Here is a 24,913-nt window from a genome sequence, read left to right as displayed (position 1 = left end):
ATGGCCCCGGTCCGGGGCCGAGGGGTGCAGCTGCGGCTGTGGTTCGCCTTCTTCCTCGGGTGCGCGCTCGGCGGCGCCATCACCGGGAGCCTGCTCGGAGTGCTCTGCGGGCTGCTCTCCCCGATCCCGGTCGCGTGGCGCGCGGCCCTGCTCGGCGCCCTGGTGCTGGCGCTCGCGGTCACCGACCTGCGCCAGCCCCTGCTCCGGCTGCCCCAGCGCACGACCCTCATCCCGCAGGAGGTCTTCGCCCGTGGCCTGGCCCGGGGCGGGTTCCGGTTCGGGGTCGAGTACGGCTGCGGCTTGCGTACCCTCCTCCCGTCGGCCGCGCCCTACCTCGCGGCGCTCCTGGTGCTTCTCCTCGCCCCGGCCTTCGGCACGGCGCTGCTGCTCGGGGCCGTCTTCGGCGCCTCGCGCTCGCTGGCGGTCCTGCAGCGCGTGCTGCTCGGCCGAGCCGGCTGGCAGCAGTTCCTGGCGGCGCACACCCGCACCCTCGAGCGCGCCGGGACGCTGGTCACGGCCGCCCTGGTGGCGTGGGCGGCACTGCTCCTGCTGCCCTGACCCGGACGCGGGCTGAGCGCCGACCCGCCGTCGAGCTGGCGACGGACGCAGGGCGGGCCGGTCCCCCAGGGAACCGGCCCGTCCTGACGGTGGTGCGAAAGCGTCAGTTCGCTGCTGCGTAGGCGTCCTGCAGGTCCTGCGACACGCGACCGCGGGAGCTCACCTTGTAGCCGTTCGCGCGGCCCCACTCGCGGATCTTCGCCAGCTCCTCGGACTTCGCCGAGCCCGCCCCCGAGCCGGTGCCACGGCGCCGGGTCTGCCGACGCCCACCAGAGCGCCGCGACTCCGCGATCCAGGGCGCGAGGCCCTCACGCAGCCGGGTGGCGTTCTCGTCGTTCAGGTCGATCTCATAGGTGACCCCGTCGAGGGCGAACTCGACGGTCTCGGTGGCCTCGCCACCGCTGAGATCGTCTTCGAGAATGATCTGCACACGCTGAACCATTGGATTCTCCTGGATATGTCGTCCCGAGGCAGGCCACAGGGATTTGACCCGCCAGTACTAGGAAACCACATTCATGGCCGAACATCCAGAGGACACGATGAATTATTCCGTCGGTCCGCAGTCCGACGGCGACATCGATGCCGGCCCGGAAGCCCAGAGGCGACCGGCCCGTTCAGCGTGGGTCGTCGGGCTCCTGCGCCGTGACGTCCTTTTTCTCGGATATGTCCCGCACGGGCCGCCCCTGTTCCGACCTCTCCGCAAGCGACCGGTCCTGCTCGGCCTCCCAGCGCCGGATGGCCGCGCGCTCACGACGGTCACCCTCGACAAAATGCTTGAGGATCATCCAGAAGAGGAAGAGCAGGCCGATCGAGGGAATCAGCGCGGCCAGGATCATCCAGCCCTCGCGGAGCAGCTCGCCCATCATGCCTCCGGCTTGAGGAAGGGAAAGAGGATCGTCTCGCGGATGCCGGTCCCGGTGAGCAGCATGAGGACCCGGTCCAGGCCCATGCCGAGGCCGCCCATCGGCGGTGCGGCGTACTCCAGCGCCCGCAGGAAGTCCTCGTCCAGCTGCATCGCCTCGGGGTCTCCCCCTGCCGCCAGCAGCGACTGCTCGGTGAGCCGGGCACGCTGGATCTCCGGGTCGACCAGCTCGGTGAAGGCGGTGCCGCGCTCCACGCCGCCGATGATCAGGTCCCACGCCTCGACCAGTCCCTCGTGCGTCCGGTGCGTGCGGGCCAGCGGCTGGGCGATCTCGGGATAGTCGTGGACGAAGGTCGGTTGGACCAAGGTCGGCTCGACGAGGTCGCCGAAGATCTCCAGGGCGATCTTTCCGGCATTCCATTCCGGCCTGACCGGGACCTCGTGCTCGGCCGCCAGGGCGCGGAGTTCCTCCAGCGGGGTGCTCACGTCCACCGTTCTGCCTGCCGCTACGGAAAGCCCTTCGTAGAAGGGGAGCCAGGCCCATTCTCCATCGAGGTCCACGGCACCGCGCGGGGTCTGAACCTGACGAGTTCCGACAGCGTCGGCCGCCGCCAGGATCATCCGCTTCATGAGGGCGGCCATCGTGAACTGGTCACCATAGGCCTGATATGCCTCGAGCATGGTGAACTCGGGGCTGTGGGTCGAGTCGATTCCCTCGTTCCTGAATATCCGTCCAATTTCGTAGACGCGGTCGATACCGCCCACGACGGCGCGCTTGAGATGCAGCTCGAGGGCGATCCGCATCGTCATCGGTAGGTCGAAGGCGTTCAGGTGCGTGAGGAAGGGTCGCGCCGCGGCGCCGCCGTGGATGGTCTGCAGCACCGGGGTCTCGACCTCGACGTAGCCCTCGTCCTCGAGCACGCCGCGCACGGCCCGCGTCATCGCGGCCCGGTCCATCACCATCTGGCGCGCCTCGTCGCGCACGACGAGGTCGACGTAGCGCTGCCGCACCCGCTGCTCCTCGGACATCTCCTTGTGCAGCACCGGCAGCGGCCGCAGCGCCTTGGACGCCATCTGCCACGAGGCGGCCATGACCGACAGCTCTCCGCGCCGGCTGGAGACGACCCGGCCGGCGACGAAGACGTGGTCACCGAGGTCGACCCAGGCCTTCCAGCGCGCGAGCGCCTCCTCCCCGACCTCGGCCAGGGAGAGCATGACCTGCAGCCGGGTGCCGTCCCCGGCCTGGAGGGTGGCGAAGCACAGCTTGCCGGTGTTGCGGACGAAGACGACACGGCCCGCCACGCCCACCCCGTCCTGCGTCTCCTCGCCCGTCCCCAGGTGGCCCCACTGCTCGCGCACCTGCGCCAGCGTGTGCGTCACCGGCACCGAGACGGGGTAGGGTGCGACGCCCTCGGCGAGCATCGCCGCGCGCTTGCCCTGACGCACGCGGACCTGCTCGGGCAGGTCGTGCTCGTGGTCGGGGGCGGCGGGAGCGGGTGCTGCGGCCTGAGGATCAGTCACCCCGACAGGGTATCCGCCGCCGCCGGGCGCCCCGGCACCGAGCCGCGAGGCTCACCCCATACCTGTGGGGGTCTAGAAGAGCGCGTCACCTGCGACTCCGCGCTCGAGATCCAGCAGCGCCTGCTTGCGCTCCACGCCGCCGCCGTAGCCGGTGATGGCGCCGGAGGCGCCGACCACCCGGTGGCAGGGGACCACGATGGAGACCGGGTTGCGCCCGTTGGCCAGACCGACCGCGCGGGAGGCCCCGGGCTGACCCAGCTCCGCGGCCAGCTCGCCGTAGGAGCGGGTCTCGGCGTAGGGGATCCGCTCCAGCAGCGCCCAGACGCGTCGCTGGAAGTCGGTGCCCCCCGCCGCCAGCGGCAGGTCGAAGGCGGTCCGGCTCCCGGCGAAGTACTCGGCGAGCTGGTCGGCGGCGTCCCGCAGCACCTGCGGGGCTTCGTCGCGGTCCACCTCACGGCCGGTGTCGACCGGCGGGTGCTTGCTCTCGGCGAACCACACGCCGGTCAGGTGCGTTCCGTCGCTGACGAGGGTCAGCGGGCCGACGGGCGAGTCGACGACGAGGTGCAGGGTCGCGATGGTCATGGGGCCTCCTTCGGCCGGGGTCGGGTCTGGTGGGATCCAGGGGTATGGGGTGGTGGCTCGCCGTGGGCGGGCGGCCGGGCCGACGCGTGGGTGCCGCTCGCCCACAGGAGGGCGGTGGCGTAGGAGCGCCACGGGCGCCAGGCCTCGGCCCGCGCGAGCAGCGCGGGGGCGGCGTCGTCGAGGCGCGCAGCCTTGGCGGAGGCACGCACCCCGAGGTCGCTGGCGGGGAACGCGTCGGGGTCGCCCAGCCCCCGCAGGGCGACGATCTCGGCGGTCCACGGGCCGATGCCGCGCAGGGCGAGCAGTCCCTCGCGCGCGACGTCCCGGTCGGCGCCCGCCGACAGGTCCAGCTCCCCGCCGGCCAGGGCAGCTGCGAGGGCGAGCAGCGCCCGGCGCCGGGCCCCCGGCATACCGGGGAGGTCGACCTCGTCGGCGCCGGCGACCGCTTCGGGCGTGGGGAAGAGGTGCGTCGGGCCACCGTCCTCGAGCAGCGCGGGAGGCAGCGGCCTGCCCAGGGAACGGACCAGCTGGGCGGCCAGACCGGCGGCCCTGGCGGTCGAGACCTGCTGCCCGAGGACCGCGCGCAGCGCCATCTGGGCGGCGTCACCGCTGCCGGGCAGGCGGACCCCCGGCGCGCTGGTCGCGAGCGGCCGGAGCCCGGGATCCGTGGCGAGGTGCTCGTCGACGGCCACGGGGTCGGCGTCGAGGTCGAGCAGCCGCCGGCAGCGCTGGATCGCCGCGGCGAGGTCCCGGACGTCGCTGAGGAGCAGACGGGCGGGCACGTGCCGAGCATCAGGCTCCGGCATCTCCAGGCGGACGACGGCCGGCCCGCGCGGCAGGTCGAGGGCGACCTCCAGACCCCGGTCGCGCCAGACCTCGACGCCGGGCACGGTGGTGGCCACGAGGTGACCGAACAGGCTGGGAGCGTGCAGCGGGGCGCGGAAGGGCAGCCGCAGGTCCAGCCGGGCGACGCTGCCTGCGGGCGCCACGGGCCCCGCGCCGCTGGGGTCGCCGACTGGGCTGTCGACGAGCTGGTCGGCGGGGCCGCCGCTCTTCCCGCCATCGTCCGTGTCCCGGGCCCGGGCGGCCTGGCGCAGCTCGGTCGGCGTCGTCGCGTAGACCGTGCGCACCGTGTCGTTGAAGGACCGGATGCTGGAGAACCCGGCGGCGTGGGCCACCTCGGCCATCGTCATCGTGGTGCCCTCCACCAGCAGGCGGGCGGTCTGCGCGCGCTGGGCCCGGGCCAGGGCGAGCGGCCCTGCCCCGAGCTCGGCCCTCACCAGCCGCTCGAGCTGGCGGACCGAGTAGCCCAGCCGTCCCGCAAGACCACCCACCCCCTCGCGGTCGACGACGCCGTCGGCGACCATCCGCACGGCGCGTGCGGCGACGTCGCCGCGCACGTGCCACTCCGGCGAGCCCGGCGTGGCGTCCGGTCGGCAGCGCTTGCACGCCCGGAAGCCCGCTCCCTGGGCTGCCGCGGCCGAGGGGAAGAAGCGCATGTTGACGACTTTCGGCGTGATCGCCGGGCAGCTGGGCCGGCAGTAGATCCCGGTGCTGAGCACACCCGTGACGAACCACCCGTCGAAGCGGGGGTCCTTGCTCCGGACGGCGGTGGAGCAGCGGGCGGGGTCGAGGTGCACACCTCCATGGTGAACCCTGTCGGAGGCATGGTCTAGCAGGAAAACGACATCAGCGTCGTCGGGTCGCCAGGGGGCGGCTCCCGCAGCCCGGTGGAGCGCGACGGCTGCCCGGCCCGCCAGGATGGTGCCGTGAGGTGGGAGCAGGCGTGGCACGAGGCCCTCTACGGGCCCGACGGCTTCTACCGACGCCACGCGCCGGCCGAGCACTTCGCGACCTCGACCCAGGGCGTGCCCGGCGCCGGCGAGGTGCTGGCGGCGGCGGTCGTGGCCCTCGCCCGTGGGCACGGGTGCACGCAGGTGGTCGACGTCGGCGCCGGTGGGGGCGAGCTCCTCGCGCACGTCGCCGCGCTCGCGCCGGACCTGCAGCTCACCGGGGTCGACGTCGTCGACCGCCGCCCGCCCGGGGTGCACCGCTGGCTGCTCTCCCCCGGCGGCGCCGAGCTGCCCGAGGAGCTGGTGCACCTCACGGACGCCCTCGTGGTCGCCCACGAGTGGCTCGACGTCGTGCCCTGCCCCGTGGTCGAGCGGGACGAGCACGGGGTATGGCGCGAGGTCACCGTCCTCCCCGACGGCACGGAGTCGTCGAGGCGAGTGTCGTCGTCGGGTGCGGCGTCGTCGGACCGGGACGCCGAGATCCTCCACTGGCTCGGCCGCTGGGTCCCGGGGCACGTCGTGCGCGCGGAGGTGGGCCCGCCCCGGGACCGGGCCGCAGCCGACCTCCTGGGGCGGATCGACCGGGGCGTGCTGCTCGTCGTCGACTACGGGCACACCCGCGAGGACCGTCCCGTGCACGGCACGCTGACCGGCTTCCGCAGCGGCCGGGAGGTGCTGCCGGTGCCGGACGGCACGTGCGACCTCACCGCGCACGTGGCGGTGGACAGCCTCGTGGACCACCTGGCCGACGCCTTCCCGGGCACCACGTGCGAAGGCTCCAGCCAGGCGGAGGCCCTGACCAGACTGCTGCCCGCAGCGGGTGCGCAGGTGCCGCACGAGCTCGCCCTCAGCGCACCCACGGCATACCTGGAGGCGCTGGCGCGACGTGGCGCCCTCGCGACGCTGCGTGCGCCCGACGGACCGGGCGGCTTCCACTGGCTGGTGCTGCGCCGTCAGTAGGGTGGGACAGGTGAGCACCCGTGACCTCGACGTGACCCTGGGCGCCGGGACCGGCGTGGGCGGGACCAGCACGACCGAGATGGTGCTCAACATCGGCCCCCAGCACCCCGCCACGCACGGCGTGCTGCGCCTGCGCGTGACCGTCGACGGCGAGCGGATCCTGGCAGCCGAGCCGGTGATCGGCTACATGCACCGCGGGGCGGAGAAGCTTTTCGAGGCGCGTGACTACCGGCAGATCATCGTGCTGGCCAACCGGCACGACTGGCTCTCCGCCTTCAACAACGAGGTGGGCGTGGCGCTGGCTGCCGAGCACCTGCTCGGCATGGAGGTGCCCGAGCGCGCCACCTGGACGCGCACCCTGCTCGCCGAGCTGGGTCGCGCGCTCAACCACCTGATGTTCCTCGGGTCCTACCCGCTCGAGCTGGGTGCGATCACGCCGATCTTCTACTCCTTCCGCGAGCGCGAGGAGCTCCAGGCGGTGATGGAGGAGTTCTCCGGCGGCCGGATGCACTACATGTGCACCCGGGTCGGCGGTCTGCTCCACGACATCCCGGACGGCTGGCTGGACCATGTCGACGCCGCGGTGGAAAAGGTGCGTTCGCGGATGCCCGAGCTGGAGTCGCTGCTCCTCGGCAACGAGATCGTGCGCGCCCGCACCCACGGTGTCGGGGTGCTGGAGATGGAGCAGGTCCTGGGCTACGGGGTCAGCGGCCCCATCGCCCGCGCCTCGGGGCTGGACCTGGACCTGCGGCGCGACGAGCCCTACCTGGCCTACGGCGAGCTCTTCGGCGCGGGGGGTCCGGGACGGGTGGTGACCCGGGAGGCCGGCGACTGCGAGGCGCGGCTCGAGGTGCTCGCCGAGCAGGTCCACGTCAGTCTGGACCTGGCCCGTGCCTGCACCGAGCGGCTGCGCGAGCTAGGCCCGGGTGCCTTCGACACCAAGCTGCCCAAGGTGCTCAAGGTGCCCGAGGGCGAGGTCTACCTGCAGAACGAGAACCCGCTCGGCCTCAACGGCTACTACCTGGTCAGCCGCGGCGAGAAAGCCCCGCACCGGCTCAAGCTGCGCTCGGCCTCGTTCAACAACGTGCAGGTGTTGCGCGAGATGCTGCCCGGGACGGTGGTGGCCGACATGGTCGCGGTCCTGGGGTCGATGTTCTTCGTCGTCGGTGACATCGACCGGTAGCACCTGGCCCCCTCGGGCAGAGCCCCGTTGCGCTCCGATCCAGAGGGCGGATCGAAAGGGCGCATCGAAAGGGCGGATCAGAAGGGCGGAGGTTCGTCGCCGGGCTCGCCTGCGTCGGGTGCGTCGCCCGCACCGTCGTCCTGGGGCGGGTCGTCGACAGTGGTCCAGGCCGGGTGGTCCACCACCTCGCGGGGGTCGTGGGTGAGGAGTCGCTCCGGACTGGGGGTGCCGGGGCGGGGGCCGTCCTTGCGCCGACCGTCGCGCGTCGTGTGGCGGATCAGGACGGCCTCGTGCAGGCCGAGGAACTCCACGTCCGCGCCGGGCTCGTCGTCGTCGGCGACCAGCCGGTCCCCAGGACGACGGTGGGCCAGGGCTGCGTAGACCAGCAGCGATGCGAGGTGCCTCTGCTCCGCGAGGGTGAGTCCGCTCTCCGCCCCGTGCGCGGCCCCACCGGGTGGCCGACCCTCGGCTGGTCCAGCTGGTGGCGTCGCGCTCGGCGTGGCGGGATCGGGGACCGGGAGAGCCTGGGTGAGGTACTGGCGGTAGTCGTGGGCACGGGTGTCGTAGACCCGGCCCCAGAAGGACTCCCACGTGATGTTGCGGCTGGCGTCCATGACCGCGTCCCAGAACTTCAACGTCTTCAGCACGTGCCAGGGCCGGTCCAGGGACTGCAGGTTCGGCTCGCAGGTGGGTCCGCCGAGCAGATACTCCTGGACGTGGTCCAGGTCGCACCACGGTGCCGGGACCGTGGAGCCCGGCGCCCTCGAGGTCACGTCCGCGGCGATGATCTGGGCACGCATTGCCGCGTCCGGGGCATACCCGGTGGCCGAGCGCTCGATGCACCGCCCGTCGGCGGGGTCCATCAGTATCCGGTACAGCGTCGTGCCCGGCCGGCCGGCGATGGCCCGCACCTCCGCGGCGGTCAGGAACCGCGACTCCCGTCCCAGCAACCGGCCCACGCCGGGCAGCACCCTCACCAGCCCGAAGCTCGCCCCATCACCGCCACCCGCCTCCGCAGAAGGACTCCTCCCCTGTGCAGACGGACTCCTCCCCTGTGCAGACGGACTCCTCCCCTGTGCAGACGGACTCCTCCCCTGTGCAGACGGACTCCTCCCCTCCGGGCGACGGACTGCCCCCGCGGGACGAGGGACCGTCCCCGTGGGACGAGGGAAGCCTGGCGTGCAGGGCGGTGGTCGAGGGTCCAGCTCGTCGTCACCGTCGGCGCCCGCGTCGTCGGCCGTGCCGGGGCGGGGGCCGGAGCCGGGGCCGGGGCCGGAGCCGGGGCCCGGGCCGGGGTCGGAGCCGGGGCCGGAGCCGGGGTAGGTGTTCGGGACGCTGAGGACGGGAGCGCCGGTCAGCGCCTCCCAGGACACGATCACGTTGACGTGCGCCGACGGCACCCCGGCGAGGACGTCGACCAGGCCGGCGACGTCGTCGGGGCTGACCAGACCCAGGTCGCCGCCCAGGTCCGGCAACGGGAGCACCCCGTGGACCAGCAGCGCCCGCGCGATGTCCGAACGCAGCTGCCCCTTCCAGCGCGGGTCACCTGCGTTCCTGGCCTTGGTCGCCATCTCCTGCAACCGGGCCGCGGCACCCGTGACCGAGACGACGTCACCGGTGATGACCAGCCGCGCCGTCCCGTCGTCATCGACGACCGCGTAGGCGTCACGCGCCGCGTGCGCCGCCAGTCGCTCCGTCTCCCTGGCCTCCGGGTCTGCACCCTCCACGGCGGTCGCCAACCGCTCCAGTGCGTCGTGGAAGACCGGCTTGGCCCACGGAGCCTTGGACACCCCACCCTCGGGAGTGAGCCGCTCCGCCGCGGCCTCGGCCGGGTCGATGCAGGTCGCGAACAACGCTCGCGAGATCGCCGCAGCGTCCTCGTGCGCCATCCGCGCGCACCGCCGCGACCAGATCAGCACCAACGTCCACGGGGCGATCCCGGCCTCCAGGGCCTGCTCCACCGGACGCCGCGACGCATCCGGGAGGGAGGCGATGGCCACCTCCTCCTGCGCCGCTCCCCGTCCGCACCCGGTCAGCGCGACCAGCTCGGCCACCGCCACGGACTTGGCCCGTGCCCGCCACCGCTGCCGGGCGGTCCTGGACATCTCGGCCGGGTCGGCCACACCCTTGTCGGCCAGCAGCTCTGCCCCGGTCCGGGCAGCCAGCTCACGCACCGCGTGCAACCGCGCCCCCGACGCGGCGCACGACCACCGGTGAGCGGCCTCCACCGCGTCCAGGGAGGCTTCACCGCTCAGCTCCTGCCGATCCAGCGCAGGCAGCACGTCCTCCAGCTGACCACGCCGCTGCGGGCCCAGCCCCGCCAGCAGCTCCCCGTCAGGGTCGCCGCGCGGAGCGAGGTCAGCGTCCGCGCACGGCCCGGGCCGCTGGTAGGACACCCGCAGCACGCCGTCCAGCCCGAGGCCGGCACGGCCGGCCCACTGTCTCGGCACGAACGCGTCCAGCGCCTCGAGATCCACCGCGCCCCCGGCCCCCAACCCTTCCCTCAGCATCCGGGCCCGGACCGCGTCCTCACTCTGCTCTGCCTCGCCTGCCATACCAACCACCCCCTCCCCAGGGTCCGATCTGATGCCCCTATCTTAGGACAAGTGTCCGACAAAGGGCGCGGTGATCCACAGGGTGTCGTACATACCTTCGGGAATGGTGCTCGAGAGGAGGGCGCGCCGACCTCAGACCCGGCGCAGCACGCTCACCGCGAAGTCGGAGTCCGGCACCCACGGCTTGAGGTCCCAGGTGGCGAAACGCTGCTCCAGCACCAGCCCGGCCCCCGGAGCCAGCGCGTCGAGCTCCTGCGGGGTGAAGCCGCGGCCCACCCGGCACCCCAGCAGCACGAAACCGCCGGCGACCACGTGAGCAGCCACCCGTCCCAGCGCCCTCGCCCGGTGCTCGGCAGGCACGAAGTCCATGACGTTGCCCGCCAGCAGCGCCCCGTCGAACGGCTCGGTCACCCCCGTTGCGGGCAGGTCGAGGCTGACGACGTCGCCGACCAGCCACGTCGCGCCTGGGTGGTCCTGAGCGGCCGCAGCGATCAGCTCCGGGTCGACGTCGACGCCGACCACCCTGTGGCCCAGCCTGGCCAGGTGCCCACCGTGCCGACCGGGGCCGCAGCCGACGTCGAGCAGCCGCGCCCGCCGTGGGGCGAGCACGTCGACGAGCCGCGACTCGCCCTCGAGGTCCTGCCCGGAGCGGGCCATGGCACGGAAGCGCTCGGCGTACCAGCGGGAGTGCTCGGGGTCCTCCAGCCCCGGCCACATCGAGGTGGGCAGCCGCCCCTGCACGGGGTCGACCGGCGCTCGCCGCTCCTGCTCTTCCATCCCGCCAGGATAGGCATCGCCCCTGGCCGCCCAGGCGTGGCGGCAGCGTTCGGCCGCAGGCAGCCGGTTCCCGCAGCCCAGCCGAAAGGCAGCCCTGCCCCGCAGCTCAGCCGTAGGCGAGGTCGCCGTCGGTGGCCGTGTCGCCGTCGTCGTCGTCGTGCTCGGTCGGCGGGATACGGCACCAGGCCTGCCCGACGTAGCCGCTCACCGACAGCGCGAGCGCGGCGGCCGCGTGCACCACCCCCCAGACCAGCTGGACCCGCTGGCTGGGCACGTCGGCGACGGAGACGTGCACCAGAGAGTTGGCGAGGTACCAGCCGAGCAGGGCGGCGCCGCCCAGCGCCGCGGCCTGCGCCCCGACAAGGGTGCCGCGGGCCCGCTGCGGCGACGGCCGCCACGTCCCCTTGCCGTGCACGTAGCGCCGGACCTGCCAGGTCATCGCGAGCACGAGCAGCGTGACCGCGACCAGCGGCACAAGGCCGATCCAGGAGATCACCGGGTGCGCGCCACCGGCCGCGCGCACGACTGCGAGCAGCAACCAGCTGGCCATCCCGGACAGCAGCGCGACGACCACGCCGGAGCCGATCCGCACGCCCTGCTCAGGTCTCACCCGGCGTCCTCCTCCAGCGGGTGCACGTCCTGGTCGGCGACGAGGGGTATGAGGTCGCGCACCGCGACCACCTCCTCACCCACGCGCAGGCGGGCCTCGGGGTCCACGTCGAGCCAGGGCCTGAGCACGAACGCACGCTCGTGCGCGCGCGGGTGCGGCAGGAGCAGCTCCGGGTCCGCGCTGCGGACGTCGGTGCCGGTGGCGGGGTCGCCGTACTGGACGAGGTCCAGATCAAGGGTGCGCGGCCCCCACCGCACCTCCCGGGTGCGGCCGTGGGCGGCCTCCACCCGGTGCAGGGCGGCCAGCAGCGCCGCGGGCGGCAGGCTGGTCCGGGCGAGGGCGACCGCGTTGACGTAGTCGGGCTGCTCGGGGCCTCCGACCGGCGCGGAGCCGACGACGCGGGACAGCCGCAGCCCGCGGAGCCCCCGGAGCCGGCGCAGCCGGTGTGCCGCAGAGATCAGGGTGCCGGCGGGGTCGGCACCGTCGACGCCCTGCAGGTTGGCGCCGAGGGCGATCACGACCGGCACGTCGCGCTGCCGACGAACGACGACCTCGACGTCGCCGAAGGGCACGCCGACCGGAGCCTGCGGCTTGTGCACGGTGACCTCGACGGCCTCGACCAGCGGCCGGGCGAGCGTGCGCGCGGCGATCTCCTCGGCGACGGTCTCGATCAGGTCGCGGGGCTCTCCGGTGACGACGTCCACGACGTCGGCGGCCACCTGCGCGTAGTTGACGGTGCGAGCCAGCTCGTCGCTCTCGCCGGCGGGGCGCAGGTCGAGGGAGAGCACGACGTCCACGACGAAGTCCTGGCCGTCGCGGCGCTCGTGGTCCAGCACGCCGTGGTGACCGAAGGCGCGCACACCGGTCAGGCGGACGAGGTCACCGCGCACGGGCCGCCTCCACCATCTGGTGCACGGCCAGGGTCTCGCGCGTCGGACCCACCTCGTGGACCCGCACGGCGAAGGCCCCCGCCTGTGCGGCGAGCAGGGAGGTCGCCGCGGTGGCGAGGTCGCGCTCCGTCGGCGTGGCGGGGTCGGCGCCGGGCTCCACGGCCGCCCCCGGGCGGCGCGGGAGCCGACCCAGGAAGCGCTTGCGCGAGGTGCCCACCAGGACCGGCAGGCCGAGGCCGACCACGTGGTCCAGGCCGGCGAGCAGCTCCCAGTTGTGGTCCGCGTCCTTGGCGAAGCCGAAGCCCGGGTCCAGCACGAGCTGGTCGGCCGCGGCGCCGCGCGCGAGGAGGGCGTCGACGCGGGCGGTGAGCTCGCGGCATACCTCAGCGACGACGTCGTCGTAGTGGGGGCGCGCGTGGGGGTCGGAGAGCAGTCCACGCCAGTGCATGACCACGAAGGGGGCGCCGGAGGAGGCGACGAGGTCGGGCATGTCGGGGTCGGCGAGCCCGCCGGACACGTCGTTGACGATCACCGCACCGGCCTCCAGCCCGGCCGCGGCGACCGTGGACCGCATGGTGTCGACCGACACCGCGTGCCCGGCGTCGGCGAGCGCGCGCACGACCGGCACGACCCGGTCGAGCTCCTCCTGCTCGGAGGGACGCACGCTGCCGGGACGGGTCGACTCGCCGCCGACGTCGAGCAGGTCGGCGCCCTGCTCGACGAGCTCGAGGCCGTGGGCGGTCGCGGCGTCGGGGTCCAGCCAGCGCCCGCCGTCGCTGAAGGAGTCGGGGGTGACGTTGACGATCCCCATGATCCGGGTGGTCCGGGGGAGCACCAGGTCGGCGACGGTCGGCCGCACGGTCAGCGGGCCCTTCCCGAGACCAGGCTCATCGCCTCGGCGCGCGTGGCGGGGTCGCGCAGCTGCCCGCGGACGGCGGAGGTGATCGTGCGGGCGCCCGGGCGGCGGACGCCGCGCATCGACATGCACAGGTGCTCGGCCTCGACGACGACGATCACGCCGCGCGGGGCGAGCCGCGCCTCGAGCGCCTCTGCGATCTGCGTGGTGAGCCGTTCCTGCACCTGGGGGCGTCGGGCGAAGACGTCGACCAGCCGGGCGAGCTTGGACAGGCCGACGACCCGTCCGTCGGTGCCCGGGATGTAGCCGACGTGCGCGACGCCGTGGAAGGGCACGAGGTGGTGCTCGCACACGCTGAACATGTCGATGTCCCGCACGACGATCATCTCGTCGTGCTCGACGTCGAAGGTGGCGCCCAGCACGTCGTCGGGCACCTGGCTCAGGCCGGAGAAGATCTCCGCGTAGGAGCGCGCCACCCGGGCGGGGGTCTGCTGCAGACCCTCACGCTCGGGGTCCTCGCCGACCGCGAGCAGGATCTCGCGGACCGCAGCCTCGATCCGGGCGTGGTCGACCGGTGCGACGACCGGGGCGCCGGGGGCGTCCCCGTCGTCGCCGCCCGCGCCGGTGGCGCGGACGGGTCCGGCAGGAGCCCCGTCAGGGGTGTCCGGGGTCGACATGACCACCCTCCGGGATCTCGATCACCTTCTCTGGCGGGTGCTCCTCACCTTCGTCCACCGGCGGCCGGTGGCCGTTGGCCATCGCCCGCTTCTCGGCGTCGGTCAGGACCGGCCCGTCCTCGTGGATGGTCCGGGCGTCGGAGGAGAGCCAGACCGCGCGGACCGGGCGCTTACGGACGTCCGTGAAGATCTCGGCGATCGCCGCGGCGTTGAGCGTCTCCTTCTCGAGCAGCTCCAGCACCAGGGTGTCGAGGACCTCCCGGTTGTCGTTGAGGGCGTGCCAGGCCTCGTCGTGCGCGGCCTCGATGAGCCGGCGCACCTCTTGGTCGACGACGCCCGCAAGGTTCTCGGAGTAGTCGCGCTCGTGGCCCATGTCGCGACCCAGGAACACCTCCGATGAGCCCGAGCCGAGCTTGACCGCCCCGACCCGCTCGCTCATCCCGAACTGGGTGACCATCTTGCGGGCCAGGCCGGTGGCCTTCTCGATGTCGTTGGCCGCGCCGGTGGTCGGGTCGTGGAAGACCAGCTCCTCGGCGACCCGCCCGCCCAGCGCGTAGGCGAGCTGGTCCAGCAGCTCGTTACGGGTGGTGGAGTACTTGTCGTCGGCCGGCAGCACCATCGTGTAGCCCAGCGCCCGCCCGCGCGGCAGGATGGTCACCTTGCTCACCGGGTCGGTGTGGTTCATCGCCGCGGCGACGAGGGCGTGGCCCCCCTCGTGGTAGGCGGTGATCTTCTTCTCCTTGGCGCTCATCACCCGGGTGCGCTTCTGCGGACCGGCCATGACGCGGTCGATCGCCTCGTCGAGGTCGTGGTCGGTGATGATCCGCGCGTCCTGGCGGGCGGCGAGCAGCGCCGCCTCGTTGAGGACGTTGGCCAGGTCGGCGCCGGAGAACCCCGGGGTGCGCCGCGCCACCGCCATGAGGTCGACGTCGTCGGCCATCGGCTTGCCCGTGGAGTGCACCTGCAGGATGTGCAGGCGGCCCAGCATGTCCGGTGCCTCGACCGCGATCTGACGGTCGAAGCGGCCCGGGCGCAGCAGCGCCGGGTCGAGGATGTCGGGGCGGTTGGTCGCCGCGATGAGGATCACGTTGGTCTTGACGTCGAAGCCGTCCATCTCGACGAGCAGCTGGTTGAGCGTCTGCTCCCTCTCGTCGTGGCCACCGCCGAGCCCGGCACCGCGGTGCCGGCCGACCGCGTCGATCTCGTCGACGAAGATGATCGCCGGGGCGTTCTCCTTGGCCTGCTCGAACAGGTCCCGGACGCGCGAGGCGCCGACACCGACGAACATCTCGACGAAGTCCGAGCCGGAGATCGAGTAGAAGGGCACGCCGGCCTCACCGGCGACCGCCCGCGCGAGCAGCGTCTTGCCGGTGCCGGGCGGGCCGTAGAGCAGCACGCCCTTGGGGATCTTGGCGCCGACCTCCAGGAACTTGCGCGGCTCGGCGAGGAACTCCTTGATCTCCTCCAGCTCCTCGACGGCCTCGTCCGCGCCGGCCACGTCGGCGAAGGTGACCTTGGGCATGTCCTTGGTGGCCAGCTTGGCCTTGGACTTGCCGAACTGCATCACCCCGCGGCCGCCGCCCTGCATGCGCATCATCAGCCACAGGAACAGTCCGAGGATGAGCAGCAGCGGAAGGAAGTTGCCCAGCAGCTGCACGAAGAAGTTGGGCCGCGCCGGGTCGTCGGTCCAGGTCGTGCTCGGCGGGTGCTCGTCGATGGCCCTGATGATCTGCTCGCCACGGGCCTCGACGTAGTACGCCTGCACCTTGCCCGTCTCGCGGACGTCGTCGCTGGAGAAGGTCTGCCCGTCCTTGAGCGTGAGGTCCACCCGGTCGGGGGTGACCGTGGCCTCGGCGACCTTGTCCGCCTTGATCAGCTGCAGCGCGTCGGAGGTGGGGATCCGGGTGAAGTCGCTGGGCGAGAGCAGCGAGAACCACAGGATGCCCAGACCCAGGAAGACGAAGATCCACATCCACGGACTGGGCTTGGGGCGGGGCCGCCGCTTGTTGGCGCTGCTGCTCATGTCTGACGCGTTCGGGTGGACACGTCGCCGTGCCCGTCCCGGTCCTCCTGATCAAGAAAATCGGCACGTTGTCTGCTGCCCACAACGCGCGGCAGACGACCAGTGTTCCATCACGCCGCCGGGACCGCGGCCCCGGGGCACGGTCGGGTCCCTACGAGTACACGTGCTTGGCCAGGGTGCCGATGTCGCGCAGGTTGCGGTACTTCTCGGCGTAGTCCAGCCCGTAGCCGACGACGAAGGCGTTGGGGATCTCGAAACCGACGTAGCGCACGTCGATCTCCACCTTGGCGGCGTCCGGCTTGCGCAGCAGCGTGCAGATCTCCACCGAGGCGGGGCGGCGCGACTCCAGGTTGGTGCGGATCCAGCTCAGCGTGAGGCCCGAGTCGATGATGTCCTCGACGATGAGCACGTGCCGCCCGGAGATGTCGGTGTCGAGGTCCTTGAGGATGCGGACCACGCCGCTGGACTTGGTGCCCGAGCCGTAGCTGCTCACCGCCATCCAGTCCATCTCCGCCGACCCGGGCAGCGCCCGCGCGAAGTCGGCCATCACCATCACGGCGCCCCGCAGCACGCCGACGAGGAGCACGTCCTTGTCCTTGTAGTCCCCCCACACCCGGGCGGCCAGCTCGGTGAGCCGCGTCTGGATCTCCTCCTCGGTGTAGAGGACGTTCTCCAGGTCGGGCCCCATGTGCTCGGCGTCCACGCGCTGCTCCTTCGTCGTCTGGCTCCGGTCGTCGTGCTCGGCCCATTGAACTACGTGGGCCGCCCGATCCACACCTGCTCCCCCGTCCGGGACGCCTGCACCCCGCCCGGCAGGTGCAGGGGGCCCTGTCCGCGCCACCTGGTGAGCAGCCCGTCGACGGCCAGCAGGTGCTCCGAGGTGAGGTCGGTCCCCGGGCTGCCGGACGCCAGCGCCGCGCGCCGCCACAGACGGGTCCGGACGGCGCGGGGCAGCCCACGCAGCCGGCCCGCCTCCCAGGGCGGGTCCCCCATACCCAGGTATGCCGTCTCCGCCGCCGCGTCGAGGGCGTCCGCGTCGTCCCGCAGCAGGTCGGCGCTGCGCGCCAGGCCGGCCACCACGCCGGGACCGAGGTCGACGGCAACGTCGGCGAGGGCCCTGCGGGCCCGGACCCGGGCGTAGCGCGGGTCGACGTTGTGCGGGTCCTGCCAGGGCTCGAGGCCGAGCTCGGCGCACGCCTGGAGCGTCTGCTGGCGGGTGACGCCGAGCAACGGCCGGAGCAGGAGGGCGCCGCCGGTGCCAGGGTCTGCGGCCGCGTCGAGCGGCCGCCAGGGCGGCATCCCCGACAGCGACCGCGCGCCGGACCCCCGGGCCAGCCCGAGCAGCACCTGCTCGGCCTGGTCCTCGAGGGTGTGCCCCACCAGCACGGCGCGGGCGCCGAGCGCGTCCGCCCGGTCGGCGAGCACGGCATACCTCGCCCTGCGGGCGTCGGCCTCGGGACCCTCCCCGGTGCGCACCACCTCGACGGCGACCACCTCGACGGGATCGAGCCCCAGCTCGTGGCACAGGGCGGCGGCCTGCTGCGCCACCCGTGCGGACCCCTCCTGCAGCCCGTGGTCGACGACGACCGCGCCGGCGCGCCAGCCCAGACGGGACGCGACGAAGCCCGTGCCCGCGGCCAGCGCCGAGGAGTCCGGGCCGCCCGAGCACGCCACCAGGAGCAGCGGCTCGGCGGTCGGCGGGCCGAGGGGGACCTGCGTCAGCGCGCGCCGGACCGCGACACGCACGGCGGCGACGGCGGGCGGCGGGCCGGGCACGGGCGCGCGGGGTCAGCCGTGGACGCGCGCGACCCAGGCGGCCGGGTCGGCGATCTCGGCGGGCCGCGGCAGGGTCTGGGGCGAGCTCCACACCTGGTTGAAGCCGTCCACCCCGACCTGGTCGGTGACCGCGCGGACGAAGACCGCGCCGTCGCGGTACTGCCGCATCTTGGCCTCCATGCCGAGCAGCCGGCGCAGCATCTTGTCGACGTTGCCGGCCCCCTTGCGGCGCCGCTGGAACTTCCGGCGGATCTCCGCGACCGAGGGGATGACGCTCGGCCCGACCTCGTCCATGACGACGTCGGCGTGCCCCTCGAGCAGCGACATCACCGCGGTCACCTCGGCGAGGCGCTCGCGCTGCTCGGGGGTGGCGAGCACCTGGGTGATGTCGGTCTCGCCGCGCAGCACGCCCGGCAGCGCCGAGACGATCTCGCCCAGACGCTGGCCCATCCGGTCCGGCTCGGGCACCATCTCCGAGCCGATGGAGCGTGCGGAGTCGATCACGTGCTGCCGCAGCCACGGCACCGCGGTGAACTGCACCCGGTGGGTCTCCTCGTGCACGGCCACCCAGAGCCGGAAGTCGGATGGGTCCACCTCGAGCTCGCGCTCGGCGCTGAGGATGTTGGGCGCGACGAAGAGCAGTCGCGGGGTGCCCTGGGGGGCGAGGTCGTACTGGCCCAGCACCTTGGTCGAGATCCAGGAGAGGATGCCGGCGACCTCGGTGCCGGTGATCGTGGAGCCGACCTTCTGGGTGCGCTGCCCGACCTCCGGCAGGGTGCGGCCGGCCTGCTCGGCGCGCTGCCGGTCGGCCTCCCTCTTGCGGGACACGACGTCGTCGAGCACCGGCCCGAGCATCGCCCCCATCGAGGCGGCGTTGGCACGGATCCAGCCGGGGCGGTCCACGACGAGGGCGGGCGGGGTGCCCGGCGGCGTCTCCATCCGGGCGGTCGAGGCCACAGGGCCGACCGCGCGCTCCCCCGCGGAGCGCAGCTGGGTCACGAGGGCCTCCACCTCCCGCCGGCCGGCGCGCGGCCCGGGCGGCACGAGGCGTCCGGCGGCCGTCGCGGCGAAGCCCCAGTCGACCAGCTCGCTGCCGCGCACGTCCGGCGCGGTGGCCGGCGTCGGGTCGCCGGGCTCGGCGGGCGCTGGCACTGGGGTCGCGGGGATGGAGTTCATGGTCCGACGGTATGCGGTGGCGCCGGGTCCGCGCGAACCCGGCAGCCCCAGAGCGTCAGCAGCCGCAGCGGGCGAGCTGGGCGACGACCTCGTCGAGGCTGGAGCGGGCCTCCAGCACGGCACCGTCCTCGCCGATGTCGTCGGCGGTCATCGCGTAGACGAGCAGCCGGCCGTCCCGGGTCACGACGGTCCCGGCGAGCGAGGTGACGTGGGGCAGCGAACCGGTCTTGGCCCGGGCGTTGCCGACCGCGGCGGCGTGCACCGGCAGGTGGAAGCGGTCGTGGAGCGTCCCGGTGTAGCCCGCGATCGGCAGCCCGCCGGCGGCCAGGACCGACTGCAGCGGCGGGTGCGAGCCGTCCGCCCCCGCTACCAGCACCTCGGCGATGACGTCGACGGTGAGCAGGGTGCCGCCGGACAGTCCGCTCGCGTCGGCGAGGTGCAGACCGGTCATGTCGATCCCGTAGTCCTGCTCCAGGGTCTGCGCGATCCACGTGGTGAGGGCACCCTCGTCCACCGATCCGCCCGCGGCCACGGCGGCCTGTCGCGCCAGCTGCTCGACCATCGCGTTGTCGCTGGTGGCCAGCGCGAGCGCGAGCACGTCGCGCAGCGGCGCCGACTCGACGGTGGCGAGGACCTCCTCGGTCTGCTCGGGTGCCTGCACCTCCTCGGCCTTCCACCCGGGGTCGTCCACCGCCTCGCCGTCCGGATCGTCGGCCACCCGGACGCCGTGCTCCTCGAGCGCGGCGGCGAAGGCCCTCGCGGTCTCCTGCGCGGGGTCCCGCGGGGAGGGTCGCTGGGGCAGGGCACGGTCCTCCTCGAGGCCGAGCTGGACGATGCGCCCCGTGTAGCCCTCGGAGACCCAGAAGTCGGTCCAGGTCGACAGCGTGTCCGGTCCGGCGACGTGCTGCAGGTCGAGGGCGACCTCGACCGGCCCCTCCACGGCCCGCGCCTGCAGCGCCTCGGCGGCCTGGGCGGCCAGGTCCCCGACGCCCGCGCGGCCGGCGACCGCGTCCGCGTCGCCCTCGCCGCGGGCGAGGAGCATGTCGCCGCCGGCCACGAGGACGAGCTGCTCCGGGGAGGTCCCGGAGACCACCCGGGTGGTGAAGGTGTGCTCGACCGGCAGCCCGGTGACGATCGCGGCGGCGGACAGCAGCTTGGTCGTCGAGGCCGGCGTCACCGGCCGGTCGGCGTTGCGGGCGGCGAGGACGTCTCCGGTGAGCGCGTCGCGCACGGTGACAGCCCGGCGCCGTGCCGGGCCGAGCCAGTCGGTGTCCAGCTCGTCGGCGATGTCCTCGGTCAGCGTCGCGGCGTCGGGCTCGGGTCCGTCGGCGACCTGTCCGAGCGGGCGGGTCAGCGGGAGCGGGCGGGGCAGGGCCTCGGCCCGTGTCGTCGGGGGGGCCGCGGTGGTCATCGCGGCGTCGTCGGCGGTCCCGGGCGGCGCCGCGGCGCCCGCGACCGCCGGGCCACCGGCAGCCACGAGCGCGAGGAGCACGGCGGGGAGCACGGCATACCTGGAGCGCCCTCCGGCACCGCGCATGCCGCTGCTGACCACCTCTGGCCGCCCTCCGTCGCTGTTCCGTGCCCAGATGGGGGACACTGGACCCCAGAGCCTAACCGCCCACGATGCAGAAGAGAGCACCGCACATGCACTTCGACGTGACGATCGAGATCCCGCAGGGCAGCCGCAACAAGTACGAGGTCGACCATGCGACCGGGCGCATCCGGCTGGACCGCATGCTGTTCACGGCGACGCGCTACCCGGCGGACTACGGCTACATCGAGGAGACGCTCGGCGAGGACGGCGACCCGCTGGACGCGCTGGTGCTGCTGGACGAGCCGACCTGGCCGGGGTGTCTGGTGGCGGCCCGGCCGATCGGCATGTTCCACATGCGCGACGAGGCCGGCGGCGACGACAAGATCATCTGCGTGCCGGCCGACGACCCGCGCAAGAGCCACATCCGCGACCTGGAGCACATCGGCGAGCACACCCGCCTGGAGATCCAGCACTTCTTCGAGGTCTACAAGGACCTGGAGCCCGGCAAGTCGGTCGAGGGCGCGCACTGGGCGGGCCGCGAGGAGTCCGAGCGGGTCTACCACGAGGCCGTGCAGCGCGCCAAGGACGCTGGCCTGACCACCGCGCGCTGGCCGATGCCGCACCCCAACCACTGAGCGCGCAGGAGCACCTGGCGCACCGCGCACCCACCGACGCCCCGGAACCAGACGGTCCGGGGCGTCGTCCATCCCGACGACGCACGGTTCTGCTGTCCCCGACCGGGGCTCTAGGCTGTGCCTCAGCAGCCGCCGTCGCAGGGACGGCGCAGAAGGGCGGGAGCGTGTCCCGCCGGAGCGGGGAGGCAGAGATGTCGACTGTGGTGGAACAACCAGGTGGCGGGATCACCGAGGCCGGGCGCGGGGGCAGGGGCTGGCTGATGGCCGGCATCGGGCTCGGCGCCGCCGCCCTCATCGGGGGCGGGGCGTACGCCGCCGTCCACTTCCTGGGCAGCACCGGCGACCAGCCGGACACCGTGCTGCCCGGGGACGCGGCCGCCTACCTCCGCGTCGACCTGGACCCTTCGGTGGGCCAGAAGGTCGCCGCGGTGCGCTTCTTCCAGGGCCTGGACCCGCAGGCTCAGGCTCGGCTGGAGTCGGGCGAGTGGCGCGAGTACGTCTGGGAGAAGCTGACCGAGGACGGCGACGTCCCGGCGGACCTCGACTACGCGACCGACATCGAGCCGTGGCTGGGTGACCGGGCCGGGGTGGCGGTCCTGCCCAACGGGGAGGAGGAGCCGCTCGTCGCGGTCGCGATGCAGGTCAAGGACGGCGAGAAGGCGCTGGCGACCCTGGACAAGATCAAGGCCAGCAGCGCAGCCGCCGACACGCCGGCCGACGAGCAGTTCGGCTACTACCTCGACGGCGACTACGTCGTCCTGGCCAAGGCCGACCAGGTCGAGCAGGTCAGGGCCGCCGCCGAGCAGGGCACGCTGGAGGACCAGGAGGCCTTCACCTCCGACATGGACGACCTCGGCGACGCCGGCGTGGCCTCCTTCTGGATGGACGTGGCCAAGGTGGCCGAGCTCGAGGACGTCGCCCTGGACGAGGCTGCCGAGCTGGGCGCCGGCGGCGCGGTCACCAGCGGGCTGACCGACGAGCAGAAGGCGATGCTGTCGGGGCGGGCCGCCGGCGCGCTGCGGCTCAGCCCCGACGCGGTGGAGATCCACGGGCTCTCGCACGGCTACGGCGGCTTCTCGATGCCGACCGCCGACGGGGCCCAGCTGGTGCTGGACCTGCCGGCCGACACCGCCGCCGCCTTCTCCCTGGAGAACGGCGCCGACTGGGTGCAGGCGGTCTGGGACCTCTACTCCTCGGTCGACGAGGACGGCGTCGACTCGCTCGTCGAGGAGGCCTCCGCCCAGGGCTTCACCCTGCCCGAGGACCTCAAGACGGTCCTGGGCAGCTCGCTGGTCCTCTCGGTCGGCCCCGGCATGGTCGAGGCGGTCGAGGGGATGAGCCAGACCGAGACCAGCCTGCCGCAGCTGCCGGTCGCCTACCGCGTCCAGACCGACGCGGACAGGTTCAGCACCCTGCTGCAGGACCTGGGCCTGCCGCCCAACGAGCTGGCGCAGCGCACGGACGACGGCGTGCTCACCCTGGGTCTGGCCCAGGACTACGTCGACGGCGTCGCGGCGCCGCAGAGCCGGCTCGGTGACGATGCGACCTTCGGCGCGGCCGTCGCGGACGCCGACGAGGCGGCCTCGGTGCTCTTCGTGAACATCAACGAGTACGAGGACCGCTACCTGCCGATGGTCGAGGACGAGGATGCCCGCTCCGCCCTCGAGCGGCTCGCCGCGGTGGGCTGGTCGACCGAGGTCACCGGGGCCGACACCAGCCGCTTCACGCTGCGCTTCGTCGCCGACGGTGAGTGAGCCGACCGGCTGAGCCGCCCGCGGCGCGAGGACGCCCCGGACCCTGTGGGTCCGGGGCGTCCTGCCGTGCTGGAGCCGCCTATCGGAATCGAACCGATGACCTGTTCATTACGAGTGAATGCCCCACCGCAGGTCAGCGTCTCGCGCTGTCTCTTCGTGTCTACATAGTGTCTCACGGTGTAGCCCCACGACCAGGGTAGGCGCACGCTCCTGGCGCACCAGTGACGCACGAATTGTCTCCCCAGGCGACCGTGCGCCACCCGGCGTCTCATGCACGGCGTCTCCGAGGGTCGCCCTTGACGATGACCGCAATCAGTTCTGGGCTGCACCCGACAGCCTGCGCGAGGGCGGCATACGTCCAGCGCCGCGGGTCGCCCCTGCGCAACGCTCGCACGAGCTCGTCTCGCTGCTCCCGGTGGCGTGCAGCAGACGCGAGAGCGCCCTCCGACCGGAGGTGATGCTCACGCGCCTGCTGCGCCCGAGCGTCAGAGGCCACGCGAGAAGTCCGAGATGAGCTGCGGCACCGCCGAGTCGAACCCGGCCACGTCCAGCATTCCCGGGTCGGACGGATCTGCGATCGAGCATCCGGTCGCCGTCATCCCGACCACGATCATCTTGGCGGGGATGCCCGAGCGCTCACGGTAGGTACGCAGCGCCTGGTGCGGGTGGCTCGACCCGGCCCACGTCTCGTTGTCCGTGTAGACGACGAACGTGTCCACCTCCAGCCCCTGCTCTATCGCGTGCGTCACCGGCAGCGCGCAGTCGGTCCCGCCGAACGCAAGGTCAGACACGGCTGACCAGTGGCGGATCGGGCACACCCGCATCCCCAAGTCGGAGTTCTACGCCCCCTAAGCGTCCTCTGACGCGCGGGCGCGCGGCACCAAGTGAGGCCGTAGCCACAGCGTCAGAGGCCTCTCCGCGAACCGGTACGACACCAATGACAGCAGCACCGTTACCACCGCGACGCAAGGCAGCAGCATTGTCCGCGTCATCCACTCCATCGGTGAGAACCAGTGCTGCACCGGGAAGTGCCACAGGTACAGCCCGTAGGAGATCAACCCCAGCCACACCAGCGGTGTCCACGACAGTGCACGCGCGCCCCACGACCCCGGCGAGGTCACCAGCCACCCGACCAGCGCGGCACAAGCCCACGCCTGCACTCCTTGGCCGAGCTGGTAGCCACCGACCATGCCCCAGAACGTCTGCGCCGTCAGGACGGCCAGTGCCGGCCCTGCCAGCCACCGACACGCCTTCTCCACCGCGGCCGGCCACAGGCGCAGCCCGCACGCGACCAGGGCACCGGTGAGCAGCGAGTCCATGCGGGTGTCTAGGCCGTTGTACATCCGATAGGTGTCGTCCCCGATCCACGCCCTGATCAGCACCGCGACGGCAGACAGTGCCAGGGCCGTCCACGCGATGCCCCGCACCCGCCACAGGCAGTACGCAGCGGCGAGGACGAGCGGCCACACGAGGTAGAACTGTTCCTCGATCGCCAGCGACCAGGTATGCCCGAGCTCCTGCATCTCGTGGCCACCGATCCGCCGCCAGTTTGCGTAGTAGAACAGCGCGGCCGCGACGTTCCCCCACGGTGGACGAAGCACGACCACCGTGACGGCGACCGTGAGGACCAGCGCCGGGACCAGGCGTACGAACCGACGCCCGTAGAACCGTAGGTAGTCGATCCGGCCGTGCCGCTCACGTTCGGCGATCAGCAGGCTGGTGATCAGGTAGCCCGACAGGGCGAAGAACACCGACACCCCGGCCCCGCCGCCGGGTACGTAGTCCGGCCAGGCATGACCCACCATCACCGCGCCCACTGCGACGGCACGCAGCCCGTCCAGCTGCGGGATGTACCCCACCCCGGGGACCCTCCTGCTCACCAGCCGCACCATACCGCCCCGACCCCTGACCGGGAGGACCCACATGGACATCCGCTGCCGACTCGGCTGGCACGCATGGAAGATCGTGCGCATCCCCGGCCCCCGCGCGACCCCCGCCTGATCCGCCAAGACGAGGCAGGGGCACCCACGCACCCGCGTCCCCTCGGGGGGAGACGCACCGGGCACGCACCACCCAGGAGCAGCCAGCCCGCCCCCCAGATACATCCCCGAGAGGACACCATGCCGACCCGCCTGTACCGACCCACGCACGACCGACCCACCATCCTCGACCGCGTCCTCGCCCACGAAGC

General features: G+C 73.2%; 23 protein-coding genes. 5 read left to right on the top strand and 18 right to left on the bottom strand.

What is annotated here, in order from left to right:
• Positions 1-558, top strand: a complete 558-nt coding sequence (locus DV701_RS14585; RefSeq protein WP_114929294.1) for a hypothetical protein — start codon at positions 1-3, stop codon at positions 556-558.
• A 103-nt stretch (positions 559-661) separates the two neighbouring features.
• Here DV701_RS14585 and DV701_RS14580 read toward each other — a convergent pair whose 3' ends face one another.
• The 5 genes from DV701_RS14580 to DV701_RS14560 all read right to left on the bottom strand — a co-directional run bounded on the left by DV701_RS14580 (position 662) and on the right by DV701_RS14560 (position 5,163).
• Positions 662-1,000 (bottom strand): histone-like nucleoid-structuring protein Lsr2, encoded by a 339-nt coding sequence (locus tag DV701_RS14580; RefSeq protein ID WP_114929292.1) that lies wholly within the window; start codon positions 998-1,000, stop codon positions 662-664.
• A 172-nt stretch (positions 1,001-1,172) separates the two neighbouring features.
• Entirely contained in the window at positions 1,173-1,424 is a 252-nt protein-coding gene (locus DV701_RS14575; RefSeq protein ID WP_114929290.1) for a hypothetical protein, read from the bottom strand.
• Positions 1,421-2,941 (bottom strand): lysine--tRNA ligase, encoded by a 1,521-nt coding sequence (lysS, locus tag DV701_RS14570; RefSeq protein WP_114929288.1) that lies wholly within the window; start codon positions 2,939-2,941, stop codon positions 1,421-1,423. Before lysS ends, DV701_RS14575 begins: the two co-directional genes overlap by 4 nt.
• A 72-nt stretch (positions 2,942-3,013) precedes the next feature.
• A complete protein-coding gene (locus DV701_RS14565) occupies positions 3,014-3,523 on the bottom strand; it encodes a methylated-DNA--[protein]-cysteine S-methyltransferase (protein WP_114929286.1) in 510 nt (169 codons plus the stop codon).
• A complete protein-coding gene (locus DV701_RS14560; protein WP_114929284.1) occupies positions 3,520-5,163 on the bottom strand; it encodes an AlkA N-terminal domain-containing protein in 1,644 nt (547 codons plus the stop codon). Before DV701_RS14560 ends, DV701_RS14565 begins: the two co-directional genes overlap by 4 nt.
• 129 nt (positions 5,164-5,292) lie before the next feature.
• Between DV701_RS14560 and DV701_RS14555 the strand changes: the two genes are divergently transcribed.
• A complete protein-coding gene (locus DV701_RS14555) occupies positions 5,293-6,276 on the top strand; it encodes an SAM-dependent methyltransferase (protein ID WP_114929282.1) in 984 nt (327 codons plus the stop codon).
• Positions 6,277-6,355: 79 nt separating this feature from the next.
• Positions 6,356-7,459 carry an NADH-quinone oxidoreductase subunit D gene (locus tag DV701_RS14550; protein WP_114931209.1) on the top strand — a complete coding sequence of 368 codons (1,104 nt, stop codon included), beginning with the start codon at positions 6,356-6,358 and terminating at the stop codon, positions 7,457-7,459.
• 77 nt (positions 7,460-7,536) lie between these two features.
• Here DV701_RS14550 and DV701_RS14545 read toward each other — a convergent pair whose 3' ends face one another.
• The 11 genes from DV701_RS14545 to DV701_RS14495 form a co-directional block, all read right to left on the bottom strand.
• Entirely contained in the window at positions 7,537-10,014 is a 2,478-nt protein-coding gene (locus tag DV701_RS14545; RefSeq protein ID WP_114929280.1) for a hypothetical protein, read from the bottom strand.
• Positions 10,015-10,146: 132 nt separating this feature from the next.
• A complete protein-coding gene (locus tag DV701_RS14540; protein WP_114929278.1) occupies positions 10,147-10,791 on the bottom strand; it encodes a class I SAM-dependent methyltransferase in 645 nt (214 codons plus the stop codon).
• A 106-nt stretch (positions 10,792-10,897) separates the two neighbouring features.
• Complete coding sequence (locus tag DV701_RS14535; RefSeq protein ID WP_162803068.1) at positions 10,898-11,401, bottom strand: DUF3180 domain-containing protein; 504 nt, start codon at positions 11,399-11,401, stop codon at positions 10,898-10,900.
• The gene (gene folB / locus DV701_RS14530; protein WP_114929274.1) at positions 11,398-12,291 is read right to left on the bottom strand and encodes a dihydroneopterin aldolase; all 894 of its coding nucleotides are present in this window, start codon (positions 12,289-12,291) and stop codon (positions 11,398-11,400) included. The genes DV701_RS14535 and folB overlap by 4 nt, the downstream gene beginning before the upstream one ends.
• On the bottom strand, positions 12,281-13,102 hold the full coding sequence (folP, locus tag DV701_RS14525; RefSeq protein WP_114931207.1) for a dihydropteroate synthase: 822 nt from the start codon (positions 13,100-13,102) through the stop codon (positions 12,281-12,283). The genes folB and folP overlap by 11 nt, the downstream gene beginning before the upstream one ends.
• A 50-nt stretch (positions 13,103-13,152) precedes the next feature.
• Positions 13,153-13,824, bottom strand: a complete 672-nt coding sequence (gene folE / locus DV701_RS14520) for a GTP cyclohydrolase I FolE (protein WP_114931203.1) — start codon at positions 13,822-13,824, stop codon at positions 13,153-13,155.
• On the bottom strand, positions 13,802-15,847 hold the full coding sequence (gene ftsH / locus DV701_RS14515) for an ATP-dependent zinc metalloprotease FtsH (protein ID WP_407669320.1): 2,046 nt from the start codon (positions 15,845-15,847) through the stop codon (positions 13,802-13,804). Before ftsH ends, folE begins: the two co-directional genes overlap by 23 nt.
• A gap of 151 nt (positions 15,848-15,998) precedes the next feature.
• A complete protein-coding gene (gene hpt, locus DV701_RS14510; protein WP_114929272.1) occupies positions 15,999-16,550 on the bottom strand; it encodes a hypoxanthine phosphoribosyltransferase in 552 nt (183 codons plus the stop codon).
• 50 nt (positions 16,551-16,600) lie between these two features.
• Complete coding sequence (tilS, locus tag DV701_RS14505; RefSeq protein WP_114929270.1) at positions 16,601-17,623, bottom strand: tRNA lysidine(34) synthetase TilS; 1,023 nt, start codon at positions 17,621-17,623, stop codon at positions 16,601-16,603.
• A 12-nt stretch (positions 17,624-17,635) separates the two neighbouring features.
• Positions 17,636-18,799 (bottom strand): zinc-dependent metalloprotease, encoded by a 1,164-nt coding sequence (locus tag DV701_RS14500; protein WP_114929268.1) that lies wholly within the window; start codon positions 18,797-18,799, stop codon positions 17,636-17,638.
• A 55-nt stretch (positions 18,800-18,854) separates the two neighbouring features.
• Positions 18,855-20,351, bottom strand: a complete 1,497-nt coding sequence (locus tag DV701_RS14495; RefSeq protein WP_114929266.1) for a D-alanyl-D-alanine carboxypeptidase/D-alanyl-D-alanine-endopeptidase — start codon at positions 20,349-20,351, stop codon at positions 18,855-18,857.
• Positions 20,352-20,443: 92 nt separating this feature from the next.
• Between DV701_RS14495 and DV701_RS14490 the strand changes: the two genes are divergently transcribed.
• Together DV701_RS14490 and DV701_RS14485 are read left to right on the top strand one after the other, a co-directional pair.
• A complete protein-coding gene (locus tag DV701_RS14490) occupies positions 20,444-20,968 on the top strand; it encodes an inorganic diphosphatase (RefSeq protein ID WP_114929263.1) in 525 nt (174 codons plus the stop codon).
• 191 nt (positions 20,969-21,159) lie between these two features.
• Positions 21,160-22,722: a DUF3352 domain-containing protein gene (locus tag DV701_RS14485; RefSeq protein ID WP_114929262.1), complete on the top strand. Its 1,563-nt coding sequence runs from the start codon at positions 21,160-21,162 to the stop codon at positions 22,720-22,722.
• A gap of 485 nt (positions 22,723-23,207) precedes the next feature.
• Here the strand turns inward: DV701_RS14485 and DV701_RS14470 are convergent, their stop codons facing one another.
• Both DV701_RS14470 and DV701_RS14465 read right to left on the bottom strand, forming a co-directional pair.
• Positions 23,208-23,513 carry a hypothetical protein gene (locus DV701_RS14470; protein WP_202863549.1) on the bottom strand — a complete coding sequence of 102 codons (306 nt, stop codon included), beginning with the start codon at positions 23,511-23,513 and terminating at the stop codon, positions 23,208-23,210.
• Positions 23,514-23,570: 57 nt separating this feature from the next.
• Positions 23,571-24,581, bottom strand: a complete 1,011-nt coding sequence (locus DV701_RS14465) for an acyltransferase family protein (protein WP_162803067.1) — start codon at positions 24,579-24,581, stop codon at positions 23,571-23,573.
• Between the last annotated feature and the right edge of the window lie 332 nt (positions 24,582-24,913).

This window comes from Ornithinimicrobium avium (assembly GCF_003351765.1).
In the GTDB taxonomy this organism is placed as follows: Bacteria; Actinomycetota; Actinomycetes; order Actinomycetales; family Dermatophilaceae; genus Ornithinicoccus; species Ornithinicoccus avius.
The sequence above is the reverse complement of the archived record's forward strand: the minus strand, read 5'-3'. Positions and strand labels throughout refer to the sequence as shown.

What these genes read in the sequence shown, in the direction of transcription:
- DV701_RS14585 (WP_114929294.1), top strand. Translation starts at nt 1, where the DNA reads ATGGCCCCGGTCCGGGGCCGAGGGGTGCAGCTGCGGCTGTGGTTCGCC.
- DV701_RS14580 (WP_114929292.1), bottom strand. Translation starts at nt 1,000, where the DNA reads ATGGTTCAGCGTGTGCAGATCATTCTCGAAGACGATCTCAGCGGTGGC.
- DV701_RS14575 (WP_114929290.1), bottom strand. Translation starts at nt 1,424, where the DNA reads ATGATGGGCGAGCTGCTCCGCGAGGGCTGGATGATCCTGGCCGCGCTG.
- DV701_RS14565 (WP_114929286.1), bottom strand. Translation starts at nt 3,523, where the DNA reads ATGACCATCGCGACCCTGCACCTCGTCGTCGACTCGCCCGTCGGCCCG.
- DV701_RS14550 (WP_114931209.1), top strand. Translation starts at nt 6,356, where the DNA reads ATGGTGCTCAACATCGGCCCCCAGCACCCCGCCACGCACGGCGTGCTG.
- DV701_RS14545 (WP_114929280.1), bottom strand. Translation starts at nt 10,014, where the DNA reads ATGGCAGGCGAGGCAGAGCAGAGTGAGGACGCGGTCCGGGCCCGGATG.
- DV701_RS14540 (WP_114929278.1), bottom strand. Translation starts at nt 10,791, where the DNA reads ATGGAAGAGCAGGAGCGGCGAGCGCCGGTCGACCCCGTGCAGGGGCGG.
- folP (WP_114931207.1), bottom strand. Translation starts at nt 13,102, where the DNA reads ATGGGGATCGTCAACGTCACCCCCGACTCCTTCAGCGACGGCGGGCGC.
- folE (WP_114931203.1), bottom strand. Translation starts at nt 13,824, where the DNA reads ATGTCGACCCCGGACACCCCTGACGGGGCTCCTGCCGGACCCGTCCGC.
- ftsH (WP_407669320.1), bottom strand. Translation starts at nt 15,847, where the DNA reads ATGAGCAGCAGCGCCAACAAGCGGCGGCCCCGCCCCAAGCCCAGTCCG.
- DV701_RS14500 (WP_114929268.1), bottom strand. Translation starts at nt 18,799, where the DNA reads ATGAACTCCATCCCCGCGACCCCAGTGCCAGCGCCCGCCGAGCCCGGC.
- DV701_RS14490 (WP_114929263.1), top strand. Translation starts at nt 20,444, where the DNA reads ATGCACTTCGACGTGACGATCGAGATCCCGCAGGGCAGCCGCAACAAG.
- DV701_RS14485 (WP_114929262.1), top strand. Translation starts at nt 21,160, where the DNA reads ATGTCGACTGTGGTGGAACAACCAGGTGGCGGGATCACCGAGGCCGGG.